Origin of the sequence: Arcticibacter sp. (assembly GCF_045629565.1) — a bacterium.
Lineage (GTDB): Bacteria > Bacteroidota > Bacteroidia > Sphingobacteriales > Sphingobacteriaceae > Arcticibacter.
On the sequence record NZ_JAZQRL010000091.1, the window covers coordinates 21,167 to 34,531 of the forward strand.

Here is a 13,365-nt window from a genome sequence, read left to right on the forward strand (position 1 = left end):
TGTTTTTCTACCTTTTACTATTGTACTAAGATCGATTCCATTAAATATAATCATAATAGGAAACTCTCCAGTGACTTAATGAAAGATTGCTGGGGAAGGCCTTCATATGTTTCCCAGCTGACCCATCGGGCCAGTGCATTCCTTCAGGAGGAGCCTTTGGTGCAGTGCAGTAGCTGGTGTTAAAATACCCGCTGAAATATAAGGCACCGGATGGTTCGGAAGCTATTTCAGGACCACATCGCTTGTATCCGTTACTGGTGCCGCTTATCCGCGTCCTTCTTTCTGACAATACGATGGATGGCATCATCGAGCTGCTCAGCGCTTTCAATGAGCATTTCGCAGATGTTTTTCAAGTTTTGGTCAATATCCATTTTGTTGAGAATGTTGACGAGTCCGATAACATTTGCGAGCGGACGACGAAGAACATGTGATTGTTCCCATACTATCTCATCCAACAGGTTGTTTTTCTCTTCAATCTCGGTCTTCGCAACTTCCAGCTCTTGGTTGGCAACTACAACCTCGGTAATGTCATGACCTATACAGAAAACGCCAGAAGGAGATCCGTCTTCGGTAATCATGGCGGTGTATTCCCACTGGGTTACGATATAGCCGCCTTTTCCGTCGTGCTTGCGGATGGTTGCGGGAAAGGATTGGTCAGGGTACCGGAAGCACATAGCAGATACCTCCTCACAAACTTTGCTGTCGTCCGGATGCATCGTTAGGAAATAGGGCTTGCCAACGATCTCCCCACTTATATGATCGAACGCACTTGCATAATTCTTGTTGACGTAATGGTATTTTCCATCTATTCCGGCTATAATGATGTAGAAGAAATGTGAGTTTTCCAGAAGTCGGATCGTGTCTTTGAAGTTATGCATATATAGGCATGGAGGTGTTTAATTGATTGAGGAGGCCGGCAAGCTGTTCAATATAACTAGGACAACAGCTTACAGCATTCTTTAATTTCTGCTGTTAATTTCAGCAGTGGAAGGACCCCGTCGCAGGTGTCAGCATGTTTTACTATAACAGGCGAAGATTCAAAGTGTTCCGCGGAAGCGTATTTGCTGCTCATATTGTATAAGCTTTTCTTGAGCGTGTCAAGGGCTGCCTGAATCTGTAATACATCTTTATTGGTGTTGTGAAACATGGCATCTTTCACTCTGACCGCTGAAAAAAGTGAGGTAATCATGGAGCTAAGCTTTAAACTGAGTACCTGGAAATGGTACACATCTTTTTCTTTTTCAATACTACGTTTTGGTTCGTTCTGCATGCCGGCAAAGGCACTTGAAAGACCTGCGAGGCTCGTGTAGACGCTTTTCCGGGAGAGCTTATAGTCAGTTACGTCCGTTGGTGCCCCTATGGCTTCGTCATAGAGTTTTTCCAGATATCTGATATTAGAATGAAGTACTTGTCTGATGTGTAGGCCCAGCTTTCCCCCTTCCCAAACGGGGAAAAGATAGGCGGCTCCAAATGCAATCATACAGCCTAACAGCGTGTCGTATATTCGCTCTAAGATGATAGAGCTGTCCTGACCAGAATAGACATTAAAAGACAGAACAACCATTGCGGTGATAAATGCTGCAGCCACCAGGTAGTTTATGCGTAAGAAAGCCAGAAACCCAACCAGGAATAGGACAGCGAACGAAATCTGAATTTCTGTCTGCTGAAAAAGTAAGAGAATTCCAAAGCCGGCCACAATACCTGTAAGACTTCCGATGAGGCGTTGCTTGTTCCGCTTTTGCGTAATATTGAATGACGGACGGATAACCATCAGGATAGTCAGCACTATCCAATAGTTGTAAGTACCCAGGTTAAGGACATAAGCCAAACCAAAACCGACCATACAGGCAATGGTAAGCCTCAGTGCAAACCTGAAGATGGGAGATTTGAGACTAAGATTGCTTTTAACAGGGGCAAAGCTGAAGTCCTGCACAGATACGAAATGTGCATATTGCACCTGGGCATCACCGTCCCCGATTCCTGTCCTTATGGCTTTGATATACTCATCTATTTGCCTGATGTTATGTTTAAGTCTGGTCAGCATACTGGCGTTGCTTTCGCTTTCTCTATCGATGATGTACTGAAGTCTGTCTTCAAGCAATCGTGTTTCCGCGAGATACTTATTGATGCGTGGACTCCTTCTCGTTTGCAAAGCATCACTGATCATTTGCAGTTCCTTTACCTGTAACTTAATGATTTTGTTGACGAGCTCTAAAACGCCGCTGACTTGAAAATGCTTACGCACGAAGGCATAGTCATAATGTATGGCGGTTATCTGATCGTAGAGATCTATAGCCCAGGAGGCGATTCTGATAAGTTTTTGGCCTTCGATGTTCTCAGGGCTCATAGCCTGCCTGTCACGTATCAGCAAACTACGAACAAGTTCCTGTTTTTCGTTAATGCGAATATGCAAGGATAACAACTTCTTATAGGAGAGTTCCAGCGGAGCATTAGTATCATAGAAAAGCGCTTTAGCACTCAGAAACTCGGACGTAGATGCAAGACATTCCGCAATGGCATGCTTTAATGACCGAAGAGGCCAGAGCCGGATATAGAGGTAGCTGACCAGGTAGTACCATACGCTTCCCCCAAGAACAAAAAGGCTGAATGCTAACGCATCAGCAGGCTTTAAGCCCCAACTGAAAATGGCTTGTCCGATCAGCGATATTCCCAGTATACTATACCTCGGCCCGTAAGATGTGAGCATAGAACAGCAGAAGACGACAGCAGAAAAGACTATTGCCAGCAGTAAGGGATAGGGCCAGGCTGTGGCTGCCATCAGTGAAATGGAGAACAAAAGTGGAACACTGATCAACAGACTTATTTTCTTGTCGGTAGCTGTACCGGCACTTTCCGTAACACCTATATTTAACGCACCTAAACCAGCTGTTATCGCCGCCTCAGGGTAGCCAAGGCTAAACAATACAAAAACCGGAGACAGTACACTCAGAGCTATCCTGAAGGCGTCGGTAAAATACTCGGAAAGGAAAAAGCGCTTCAAACGCAGAAAGAAGTAAGATGTAGTCATTTAAGCAGTTATCGGGGGCAAAGTTACGATTCCTGGTTCTTAATCATGCATGTGAGATTAAATAGCTGTAATACCCGTAATGGCAGTACTGAATGACATAACTGAAGAGATTCGGTCTAGGAGCCGAGCTTAAAAATAACTTAAGCCTTTTCAAGTTAGTAGTAAGTTTTTATATTTATGGATATTCAATAAGTGATACTTAAAGTTAAATAAATATCCATTGACGTTTCTTATACGAACAACTAACCCAAAATAACCAGATGAGGATGCTACGTAAGCTTTTGCTTTTAATGGTCATGACGATTGCCGTACCCGGTATGGTAGAGGCTCAAAAGAAGAGTTCGGCCACTGCCAAAAATAAGCGGCCAATGAATGTTTTGTTTCTCGTTTCAGACGATATGAGGGCTGAGTTAAATGTGTACGGTAGCCAGATAGCTAAGACCCCTAATCTCGACCGGTTGGCGAACGATGGGGTAAGATTTGAAAGGGCATACTGTCAATATCCTTTATGTGGACCATCACGCGCATCCATATTATCAGGTCGCCGTCCAACAACCAGTGGTTTGTATGGTAACCGCGAATGGTTGGGGGCTTCTTACCCTGACTGGGTAAGTTTACCGAAATATTTTCAGCAGCAAGGCTATGTTACCTTGCGCAGCGGCAAAATTTTCCATGGCGGGATTGATGACACCGAAGCCTGGGATCAGGGCGGCGAAGAGCGTTTATGGAGTAATCCGATCGATACGACTCCTCCTTCCGCGGTGTCAGCATCCGAATTTTGGGCAAAGTATATAGAAGGTCCACCCAAGGTTACTCCTGGGACGGAGGGGTATTCTCAATCTGACCGCTGGGCTGCTGTAGAGGGGGACTCCGCGATGAACCTGGGAGACACGAAAGTGGCCGATCGTGCCATAGAATATATTCAGGAGAGCAAGAAAGGCGGGAAGCCGTTTTTTATTGCTTGCGGGTTTTCCAAACCCCACTCACCCTTGGTTGCTCCCAAGGAGTTTTTTGATCTTTATCCGGCTGATAAGATTGTTCTTCCTCCCGACTTTGCGTCGCTTCCTTCTGTTCCTGTCGGCTTCCCCGAAGGAGCTATAAGAAAAAGGAATGCGGATTTGTTCGTCGGCCGTTCCGCATCGCCCGAGGAGGCTAAGGATATGACCCGGGCCTATCTGGCTTGCGTAAGCTATGCGGATTGGAATATAGGACGTGTTCTGGCCGAGTTGGATCGACAGGGGCTTCGTGAAAATACGATAATTGTTTTCTGGTCTGACCATGGATATCAGCTGGGAGAGAAGGGCAAGTGGTCGAAGGCAGGGTCGCTGTGGGAACAGGGGGCCAGGGTCCCTTTTATTATCCTGGATCCAAGGGCTAAGGGAAATGGAAAATCCTCACCACGTATTGTCGAACTCCTTGATATTTATCCCACTCTGGCCGACCTGTGCGGACTGCCTGAACCGGAAGGTATGGAAGGTGTCAGCCTTTCGCCATTGTTGAACGATCCTGTCAAGCCCAGCGACCGGCCCGCTTATACCGTATGGAACGAACATGGAAAAGGGATAACCGGCGTATGTGTACGCACGGAACGGTGGCGTTATGCTGAATTTTTTGGTATTGGAGCAGGCGCCTATCTCACCGATCCAATTAACGACCCTCACGAGTTGGTGAACCTGATCCATGATCCACAATATAAGGAAGTAGTGGAAAAAATGCATTCGTTGGCCACATCTCACGTGGCAGGGAAGACTGAACTGACCAGGCCTGTCTCGGGCAAGTAAGATCAAATGCAACAGGTTTAAAGTTGGAACGCTTATCCCTTGTCTGTAACCCAGGCGGGATAATGTCGTTCCAATAACTCGGCGGCCCATTTTCCAAACCAGGCATAGCCCACGCGACGCTCATATCCGATCTCTGCGATGGAGTACTTCTTAATGCCGTCTCTGTCGCAAAAGAAAGGCTTGTTGGTACCAATCTCGTAATACCTGGCCCACATACCCGGCGCGGATGGGTCGGCAACCACTTTCCTGTCGATACCTCCTGGAGTGCCGGGTGCGGAAACAGTGACGACCTTGTAGTCGGTAATTTTAACCTTCTTCAGCCAGTTCACTGCACCATGTATGGCATCTTTCATTTCTCTGGTAGGAGAGGGCTGGCTCATCAGAATTTTAACGATAGACACGCTTTCAGACCCGCTGATAGAAGGTAGCTCATAAGCCCGCGCCTTCGTCGGCTGCAACGTGACCCGGTCATATTGCTGACACCAGCCAGTCAGTTGTCCCTCTACCCGGATTTGAGTTTTTAGAATACAGTCAAGGCCACGTTGGACTGCGTCAGCAGTCGGCGCCACCAAAGCGGAATTTACAGCTTCCATTCCATTTCTGCGCAGAGCGACATCTTGCAACAGAACAAGTACGTTTACCATTGCATTATCGTTGAACGTAATCTGGCCCCTGTAGCCGCTATGATCAGGGTAATACTGGGGCCATCCTCCGTTTTTGTACTGCGCCTTCAGCAGGAAGCGAATACCGTTTTCTGCGGCTGCAAGATATTTGGGGTTATTAAATTTATGGTATGACTTTACCAGATAAGCGATTTCTTTCGTTGTGGAATTGTTATCAATGTTCGCATCGTCATGGCTAGCTTCGACCGCTATATCCGCTTTTAACGAATCAGAAAACTGAACGTTGTAACTAAAAGCCTTACCATGATATTGCTTGGACCAACCGCCGGATTTCCGCTGGAAGAGTAACATATTGTCTGCCTGGAGATCTTGTGCATTTGCCTGGAAGATGAACAGGCAAAGAACTCCCGAGAAGGTGATACCTGATACATGTTTAAAAAGTTTCATATAATTGATTTAGCTATCTAATACTATTTTTTGAGCCAGCTCCAGCGTTCAGCCCAATCTGACAATATATTTTGCGTCCACATGGATACGGTTTTTCCGCCCTGGATTTTCCCGTCGTAAAGATCTGGTGCTCCTTTATCTGTATACCAGTTTTTACCCAACTTATAATCTGTGGAATTTGCTTTTCCAGGCCAAACGTTAATGACAACTATTTTTCCTTCCCCAAAGTTAAAATCCGGATAACTGGAAGTAAACCGATAACTCAATATTTCCGCTTGCTTAGGAACATATTTAATACCATACAGGCCATTACCCAGGTAATATCCCGGCCACTTCTGCACTGCATTCCCGTAAGCAGTCTCCATCCAGAAACAAATACTGTCTTTGGGTATATTTAACTCAGGCCCTTTCAAGTTAAATTCGATCAGCGTGCAAAAAGAAACGGTGTCTGTCATAGTAGTTACTCTACTAAGCAATACCCGGGAGCTTCGACTGAAATTTTCAAAGCTGCCGCCCCAGCTTTCACGGCCGGGATTTTCGGGATTTCCATCCATCAGGTATAAGAGTGATGGTGTATCTCCCATCTTCACCTCTCCGTTGTAATAATTTTTAAAGTCCTTGCCTAAATGGCCGGCACCCAGAATGTGTTTGTTATAATAATCAGTCGGTTTAATACTATCCAGTGCTTCATTTTTCGAAAAGAATCCATAATAGGAAGAATTTACTTCTATAAACCAGAGGTCCGGAAAATTTTCGGCTATATATGCGTAACTATTGGCACTCCACTTCTTATTGGGCCCTCCAATCCAGTAAACGCGGATTTTGTCTTGAATTTCCGGCGCATCATGTAGTGCCTGTGCCACATCTTCAAGGCCACCCCAGCCTAATATCCAAAGGGGCTGGTCAGTTGATTCCTTCGCGCATTTGATGATCCAGTTTGATCCTTCCGTTGCCGTGCGGTAACCCCTGTAAGGGGCATTGCCGCGAACGCCTTGTTTGGTCACCGACCTTAAAAAGTCAGGCGACAGCAAATCTTTTTGACGCTTTTTCAATTTAGGTAGGTCTTTCTCGTAAAGATCAATCATGCGGAAGATTTCTTCCTTACTTCCGTTTCCGTAAGAAGGCGACGATACAAGACCTTCTATGTCAAATTTGTCGCTGTACATCAGCAGATGTGTCATTGACTGATTATCATCAGGATCGGTTCCCCCGATATCTGTGCTGATCAAAACCCGGGGTTTAACTGGTACTCTTTGCTGTGCCACGAGTTCGGTAATAGGCATGCACAAAAGCAGAATCAGGATATGTTTATACATGGTTAGTTTAAAAGTAAAGGGAGGTTTGTTATTGGCGCTTCAGGATCGAAACGTAAAAAGCACCTAAAGAAAAGAGGTGCTTTTACGTATGAACCCTGTAGTTAAAGTGATTGCGTATTGGCGAACCAGCAATTATTTAACTGCTTTTTTGACCTTTGTCGCGGTTGGGCCTTTGGGACCTTGCTCCACCTCAAAGGTAACTTTATCGTTTTCCTGGATATGTTCAGTAACAGCACTCATATGAACGAAAATACTTTCCTGCGTCTGAGAGTCCTTTATGAAACCAAATCCCTTTGATTCATTAAAAAAAGCGACGGTACCGGTTCTGACGATATCCATTTCAATCTCTTCCTGTTTAGGAATATTGATTTGTATGTTTTCTGCCAGCACCTCTTTTCTCATGCGCGGATCCTGTGGCGTGGATGTGATATTGCCGTTAGCGTCAACATAGGCCATCATGTCATCTAAACTCTGGCCTTTAACAGCGTTCGACTTCCGGTCATCGGACTTTTCTCTCTTTTCCTGCTGCTTCTTGAGTTTTTTCTTCTCTCGTTCTTTTTTACTAAATGTTTCTGTTGATCTACCCATATTCTAATTAAAGTGTGACATCGAGCTTTATATATTAATAAAGTTCAGATGGTAAAAATGTTTTGCAAAAAATGTTTTTAGGTCTGAACGGTGAAAAAGGTCGTCGGACATTATTCTGCAAAAGTATCACTATATTATTTAATAAATCTGTTACAACCGTATTTAATAGAAACAGACTGCCGTTTTGAGATATTAAAAGCGAAAAGACAATAATCAAAATGTTGATTTCTGAAGCGTTATGCCTGGCTCGAATGGCCTGATTAAGCGTTAGCCTGAGGATTCTCCCTAAAGTCTTAACCGCGTGATTGACTGAATTTTACAGTGCCATGGCAATGGTGTCAGGCACTGTAAAGTTTGTTACTGTGCACGGGTCAGTTTGAGGTGTGTTTTCTGACCGTTAAACTCGGAAGTAATAATCGTTGAATCACCATAGAATTTGCCTGTTTGAGGCATTACATTTCCGCCGATGTCTAATGAAAAGGTGAAATCGCTCCCTTTTATTTTTCCGTCGGAGATGGGTAGATCACCCTGGTCGCTAGTCACGACACCGGTTAGACTTTCACCGTCAACCTGAAATGTGTAAGTTAAGGGAAGTTCCATGTCGCCGAATTTCAGAATACCTTTCCACTTTCCGTTAAGGTCAGCAGATGCAGCGAGACAAATGGTTAAGCAGCTTACGAGCAGCGTAATGATCGAGATTTTTCTTTTCATATATCGGTTTATTTGGGTTAACTAAATGTAAATATTTTTTTACAGAATCAAATCATCCGTTATCACATCTTGTTGTAGAGAACCCATGTTCCCCGGAAAGCAGTCATCCTTTGGACATTACGATCGACTGGCTTAGTCGGCCTCCGCTAATGTAAATGGTGTCCCCACGCCTGTATTTATGAATTTGTTGAAGCTGTATAGAAAGCTTTTCCATCCGCTCGAACATAATTCGTAACACTCAGCCTCTGGAGTCAGGCCAATATGCGTCACTCTCAATGCAGTGCCATTTGAGTGGGTAGATAACTCCCAGATGATCCTGGTGTTTACCCATTCCTTTTTATTACCCAGCTCAGGAAGGTCTATGAGTGCATCCACAACCCGCCACGCCACTTTTTTGTTCTTGATCAGTTCCTCAACCCGTATGGTTTTGAAAACCTGAGGTCCGAAACGAATAGTGAAAGTTTGACCTTCCATATTCGCAGAGCCCTCGAACATATCGGTCCACCACGCACTGATATAAGTAGTTAGCCCATCATAAATTTTGTCCTCTTTCTCTTGAAAGATAAGACTTGTTGAAAAGTTATCCATAGGTGTAAATTGATTTCAACTCTTGGCGCCATCTGTATGACATACCAAAGATCATTAAAACCTATCGCTTGGAGCTTGCCCTATGGCAAGTTATCACGATAGAATCAGGCGGTGCCACCGATTACGAGCTTGCGATGGCAGTTCTTTTGGACTTACCTATAACTGATTTTGGGGAAACCCCATATTTCTTTTTGAAGGTGAAAGAGAAATGTGAAAGGTCTTCGAATCCAGCTTCCAGGTATATTTCTGTGGGTTTTTTTCCGTTTTCGGACAAATGGTAATAAGCGAGTTCAAGTCTTTTATCCGTTAACCATTTTTGAGGTGTTGTATGGAACAGCTTTTTAAAGTCCCGGTTGAACGTGGACAAGCTTCGTCCGGTTAAGTAGCCTAGTTTCTCCAATGACATGTTAAACATGAAATTTCGTTGCATAAAACTGACCAGGTCAATTTTGCCTGGCCTATCGAAATTTGCCAGCACACGATCGACCGCCGGATCGATCATACGCAGGATACTTATTGCTTCTGTTATTTTCAAAGATGCCAGTTGATCAGGAAAATGACCTTCCACGTCGAAGTAGGGTATCAACGAAGCCATGCAACTTTCTAATAACGGGTGATTGCTGAAGCTGAATATCTTTTGATCGTGTCCCGGAGATTTCTCCATATTTATCTTTTCGTAGAACTCTCTCAGGCGCTCAACGGATAGATGCATGACCACTGATTTATGTGGAAGCCCATCTTTGGGATAGTTGATCACCGTTGCCAGCTGGTTTCTTGGAATAAGAAAAATATCTCCTGCCTTGAAATGGAAGGATTTGTTCCATTGATTGATTTTCGTCTCGCCTGAGATAAACCAAACGAGCATGTGGTCTTGGAACATCAGGTCTGATTTAAAAAGCTTATCCTCATAGGAGGAGAGCTTGATTTCTTTTGTCAAGTACCTGCTTATATGCTTCATAGGTATAAAAATATTGATTTTAAACGGTATCTGTTGAAGTCTGCTGAAAAGCGGGATTCAGCGTTGTCGGCTTTGATTCCATCGCTTCAGGAGCGGAAAATGAGACGATTATTTAAACAACGTCGAAGGCAATGCCGGTCAACTCTTCGCTGAAATCCCAAAGTCTTCGGGCGTCGCTTTCGTTTAACGAGTATGCCTGCACACCTCTTGTTTCCAGACCATTACTCTGACCGGTATTTCCGCAGGCCAGTTTTGATACCTCAGCATCCTCACAATATACTCCTCCAATATGATTAAGCAGCGGGCTGGTTGCACACCAAACCGTGGTTGCGGCACCCTGTGGGATGGTCTTTAAGTTTGCCAGGATTTCCGGGCGAATATTTCCGCGCTCATCCACGAATCCTAACTGTTTAAAGAATTCAATATCAGCATATCTTGCCAACTCCGTACCGGCTATTTCACCAGGATGCAAGGAGTACGCCCTTACATTGAAGTCTTTGGCGCGATTATCAAGTTCAACAGTGAATAGATTACTGGCAGTTTTTGAACGGCCATAGCCAACTAAAGTCTGGTATTCCGTATGTTCGAAATGAGGGTCATCAAAGCTGAAAGCCGCCATATGATGACCTGCAGAAGACACATTAACAACCCTTGCGCCATCAGCTTTTTTAAGCGCTGGCCACAGCCTGGCTACCAGCTGATATTGACCCAGATAATTGGTTGCCAGTTGCGATTCGATCCCGCGGCTATCTCTTTTTAGCGGGACCCACATAATACCTGCGTTGTTGACCAGCAGATGCAGAGGCCTGTCTGAACTAAGGAATTTTATAGCAAACGCATCAATGCTACCCGGGCTGGCCAAATCCATTGCCTCTATTTCCACCCGTGGAGTACCTTCGAGATTTTTTCTCGCTTTTTCAATATCCCTTGCCGGTACAATAACAGTTGCTCCTGCAGCTGCCAGTACCCGGGAAGTTTCCAGACCGATCCCTGTATTGCCCCCTGTTACGATGGCAATTTTTCCGCTTAAGTCTATTCCACTGATGACTTCGGTTGCTGTTGATTTGGCGTTAAATGTCGATCCTACCGGATGTTGCAGTGCGCCCTGATAATTGTTCTTTTTCATTTGTGACGTAATTTAAATGATATAGAACAAATCTAGGTCGATCTGAAAGGGTGCGTTTTGTTTGGAATGTCAATTTATTTTGTTCAGCATGTCAATGGCGGTAATGGGTTTGCTTATCAGTTAGTCCAAAGCTTTCGCGGGGGGAAGAGTGTATTAACCACCGGAATCAGATGCTGTAGATAGGAATAAAACAAACGATTGATCATCAGATGGAATTGAATGCCCCGGCCGGAAAAATAAATATCTTCCATTATTTAGGAAATTCCTTTCCTTACAGGATCGGGGATACAGCTGTGGCGTTGAAGGACAACAGATTGGTTATGCCCGATCCTGTTTTTCTTCCAGGTGAAGCGGCTTAAAAATAATGAGGTCTGATCTAAAAGGCTCTAAACCTTTTTTGGAGGAAGATCAAATGCTATGGCTTCATGTTCGAAATGACCATTGTGAGCACCGTCGCAAAATGGTTTGTTTTTAGACATGCCGCATCTGCAAATACTTAAAACGGTACGTCCCTGAAGACCATACTCATTGCCATTTCTATCGACAATTTCAAAATCGCCTTCTATTTTCACTGATCCGTTATTGTTGATGGTAAGTCTTGTTTTTGCCATTTGAGGTTTTTTTAAGCCCAAAAGTAGGACATTGATGGTATCCTGTGCAATCTGATTCTTATTTAGAACCGTTCTGTAGGCCTTTTAAGCCGCGGCTCATGTTTCGATCTTTATGGTATGTCGAAATCTCTGTAAATGCTCCGGGTATAGTAGCCAGAGACGACGAGGTAAATCAAAGAAACCCTGGTACAAAAAGAGCACAGGCGACTAGGTGTGAGACGCATCTGTCACGATTTACCGTAACTGCACTGCTTCGAGGTATCATTATAAAGTCGTGAACAAGTAAGAAAGCTGTTGAAATACAGTATAGGCGAAACATGGAACAAGTTGAGCAAGACTGCCGGAAAAGGGAGCAGACGTAACGTCACCAGATGCATTAAGGATGGTTGTAAGTTTAATTAAATTGGTATATATTGCTGACTGCAAGACTAGCCAAATCATATGAAGCATTTTTACATCAATCTTATTTTCTTTTTTGTAATCGTTATCAGTGGCTGCAAGGCGACGAAACCGGAGGCAATAAGGAAAGAACCATGGATATCGTTGTTTAACGGTAAAGATCTGAACGATTGGTTCGTCAAAATTCACCATCATGAACCGGGTGAGAATTTCGGCAATACTTTCCGCGCCGAAGACGGGGTAATTAAAGTCCGGTATGATCAATACGGAGATTTCAATAATCAGTTTGGGCATTTGTACTACAAGGTGCCATTTTCATATTATCATTTGGTACTGGAGTATCGGTTTACTGGGGAACTGCATAAAGGCGCTCCGGATTATACGCTCCGCAACAGCGGTGTTATGTTCCATTCACAAGATCCCCGTACCATGCCCAAAGAGCAGGACTGGCCGATTTCAATAGAAATGCAATTTCTTGGTGGTTTAGGTGACGGAAAGCCCCGCCCCACCGGTAATATGTGTTCACCCGGCACGAAGGTCGTGTATAAGGGTGAACTGGCCGAAGATCATTGTATCAATTCGACATCTGATACCTATGATGGTGATCAATGGGTAAAGGCGGAACTTATCGTACTGGGCGACTCTTTGGTTACTCATCTCATCAACGGAGATACAGTCCTGCAGTATTCAAAGCCGCAAATAGGAGGGGGAGTTGTCAACAGGTTCGATCCCTTAGTGAAGCAGGACGGGAAGTTACTTAAAGAGGGCTTTATTGCCTTGCAAAGTGAAGGGCAGCCAGTAGAATTCCGTAACATCAAGCTGATGGACCTCAGAGGAAAAATTAAATAGACTAACCATTTAGGGATTTGCCTTTATTTCGCTTTTTCTTTCCAATTACCCATTTACGGATAACCGCCCGGCGAAGGTTGCGGGCTTAAAACTGGCCAACCAAGGTTAAGAACGTATGCCAGGAAAAAACAGTTTTTCTACCTTTTTTACCAAATATTAGACCTTACTCACGATTACTGTACCTAGTTTTATAAACCATTATTAACCTTTTAACTAAACATTTATGACTAAAACTTTACGAGAATCCTTATCAATTCATCACCCGGCCTTCATCATGGTGCTTCCGACGATTAGCAGATCTTAATCGTTCTCCGCCGCTTTTTTCCGGAACAATACGTTT

General features: G+C 44.3%; 12 protein-coding genes. 2 read left to right on the top strand and 10 right to left on the bottom strand.

Annotation, left to right across the window (positions count from 1 at the left end):
• Positions 1–251 precede the first annotated feature (251 nt).
• Complete coding sequence (locus tag ACKI5J_RS10940) at positions 252–878, bottom strand: PAS domain-containing protein (protein WP_407429408.1); 627 nt, start codon at positions 876–878, stop codon at positions 252–254.
• Positions 879–934: 56 nt separating this feature from the next.
• Positions 935–3,028, bottom strand: a complete 2,094-nt coding sequence (locus ACKI5J_RS10945) for an FUSC family membrane protein (protein ID WP_407429410.1) — start codon at positions 3,026–3,028, stop codon at positions 935–937.
• A gap of 266 nt (positions 3,029–3,294) precedes the next feature.
• Between ACKI5J_RS10945 and ACKI5J_RS10950 the strand changes: the two genes are divergently transcribed.
• The gene (locus tag ACKI5J_RS10950; RefSeq protein ID WP_407429412.1) at positions 3,295–4,809 is read left to right on the top strand and encodes a sulfatase; all 1,515 of its coding nucleotides are present in this window, start codon (positions 3,295–3,297) and stop codon (positions 4,807–4,809) included.
• A 32-nt stretch (positions 4,810–4,841) separates the two neighbouring features.
• Here ACKI5J_RS10950 and pelA read toward each other — a convergent pair whose 3' ends face one another.
• The 8 genes from pelA to ACKI5J_RS10990 all read right to left on the bottom strand — a co-directional run bounded on the left by pelA (position 4,842) and on the right by ACKI5J_RS10990 (position 11,777).
• A complete protein-coding gene (pelA, locus tag ACKI5J_RS10955; protein ID WP_407429414.1) occupies positions 4,842–5,879 on the bottom strand; it encodes a pectate lyase in 1,038 nt (345 codons plus the stop codon).
• A gap of 23 nt (positions 5,880–5,902) precedes the next feature.
• Positions 5,903–7,195 carry a nucleoside hydrolase-like domain-containing protein gene (locus tag ACKI5J_RS10960; RefSeq protein ID WP_407429416.1) on the bottom strand — a complete coding sequence of 431 codons (1,293 nt, stop codon included), beginning with the start codon at positions 7,193–7,195 and terminating at the stop codon, positions 5,903–5,905.
• A 132-nt stretch (positions 7,196–7,327) separates the two neighbouring features.
• Complete coding sequence (locus ACKI5J_RS10965; RefSeq protein WP_407429418.1) at positions 7,328–7,783, bottom strand: cold-shock protein; 456 nt, start codon at positions 7,781–7,783, stop codon at positions 7,328–7,330.
• A 357-nt stretch (positions 7,784–8,140) separates the two neighbouring features.
• Complete coding sequence (locus tag ACKI5J_RS10970) at positions 8,141–8,494, bottom strand: hypothetical protein (protein ID WP_407429420.1); 354 nt, start codon at positions 8,492–8,494, stop codon at positions 8,141–8,143.
• 132 nt (positions 8,495–8,626) lie between these two features.
• Complete coding sequence (locus ACKI5J_RS10975; protein WP_407429422.1) at positions 8,627–9,082, bottom strand: SRPBCC family protein; 456 nt, start codon at positions 9,080–9,082, stop codon at positions 8,627–8,629.
• Between the two features lie 121 nt (positions 9,083–9,203).
• Positions 9,204–10,040: a helix-turn-helix domain-containing protein gene (locus ACKI5J_RS10980; protein WP_407429424.1), complete on the bottom strand. Its 837-nt coding sequence runs from the start codon at positions 10,038–10,040 to the stop codon at positions 9,204–9,206.
• A gap of 112 nt (positions 10,041–10,152) precedes the next feature.
• Positions 10,153–11,166 (bottom strand): SDR family NAD(P)-dependent oxidoreductase, encoded by a 1,014-nt coding sequence (locus ACKI5J_RS10985; protein ID WP_407429426.1) that lies wholly within the window; start codon positions 11,164–11,166, stop codon positions 10,153–10,155.
• A 386-nt stretch (positions 11,167–11,552) separates the two neighbouring features.
• Positions 11,553–11,777: a CDGSH iron-sulfur domain-containing protein gene (locus tag ACKI5J_RS10990; RefSeq protein ID WP_407429428.1), complete on the bottom strand. Its 225-nt coding sequence runs from the start codon at positions 11,775–11,777 to the stop codon at positions 11,553–11,555.
• Between the two features lie 441 nt (positions 11,778–12,218).
• On the opposite strand from ACKI5J_RS10990, the gene ACKI5J_RS10995 reads away from it, so the two are divergent.
• Positions 12,219–13,025: a DUF1080 domain-containing protein gene (locus ACKI5J_RS10995; RefSeq protein ID WP_407429430.1), complete on the top strand. Its 807-nt coding sequence runs from the start codon at positions 12,219–12,221 to the stop codon at positions 13,023–13,025.
• The last annotated feature ends 340 nt before the right edge of the window (positions 13,026–13,365 follow it).

What these genes read in the sequence shown, in the direction of transcription:
- ACKI5J_RS10940 (WP_407429408.1), bottom strand. Translation starts at nt 878, where the DNA reads ATGCATAACTTCAAAGACACGATCCGACTTCTGGAAAACTCACATTTC.
- ACKI5J_RS10945 (WP_407429410.1), bottom strand. Translation starts at nt 3,028, where the DNA reads ATGACTACATCTTACTTCTTTCTGCGTTTGAAGCGCTTTTTCCTTTCC.
- ACKI5J_RS10950 (WP_407429412.1), top strand. Translation starts at nt 3,295, where the DNA reads ATGCTACGTAAGCTTTTGCTTTTAATGGTCATGACGATTGCCGTACCC.
- pelA (WP_407429414.1), bottom strand. Translation starts at nt 5,879, where the DNA reads ATGAAACTTTTTAAACATGTATCAGGTATCACCTTCTCGGGAGTTCTT.
- ACKI5J_RS10960 (WP_407429416.1), bottom strand. Translation starts at nt 7,195, where the DNA reads ATGTATAAACATATCCTGATTCTGCTTTTGTGCATGCCTATTACCGAA.
- ACKI5J_RS10965 (WP_407429418.1), bottom strand. Translation starts at nt 7,783, where the DNA reads ATGGGTAGATCAACAGAAACATTTAGTAAAAAAGAACGAGAGAAGAAA.
- ACKI5J_RS10970 (WP_407429420.1), bottom strand. Translation starts at nt 8,494, where the DNA reads ATGAAAAGAAAAATCTCGATCATTACGCTGCTCGTAAGCTGCTTAACC.
- ACKI5J_RS10975 (WP_407429422.1), bottom strand. Translation starts at nt 9,082, where the DNA reads ATGGATAACTTTTCAACAAGTCTTATCTTTCAAGAGAAAGAGGACAAA.
- ACKI5J_RS10980 (WP_407429424.1), bottom strand. Translation starts at nt 10,040, where the DNA reads ATGAAGCATATAAGCAGGTACTTGACAAAAGAAATCAAGCTCTCCTCC.
- ACKI5J_RS10985 (WP_407429426.1), bottom strand. Translation starts at nt 11,166, where the DNA reads ATGAAAAAGAACAATTATCAGGGCGCACTGCAACATCCGGTAGGATCG.
- ACKI5J_RS10990 (WP_407429428.1), bottom strand. Translation starts at nt 11,777, where the DNA reads ATGGCAAAAACAAGACTTACCATCAACAATAACGGATCAGTGAAAATA.
- ACKI5J_RS10995 (WP_407429430.1), top strand. Translation starts at nt 12,219, where the DNA reads ATGAAGCATTTTTACATCAATCTTATTTTCTTTTTTGTAATCGTTATC.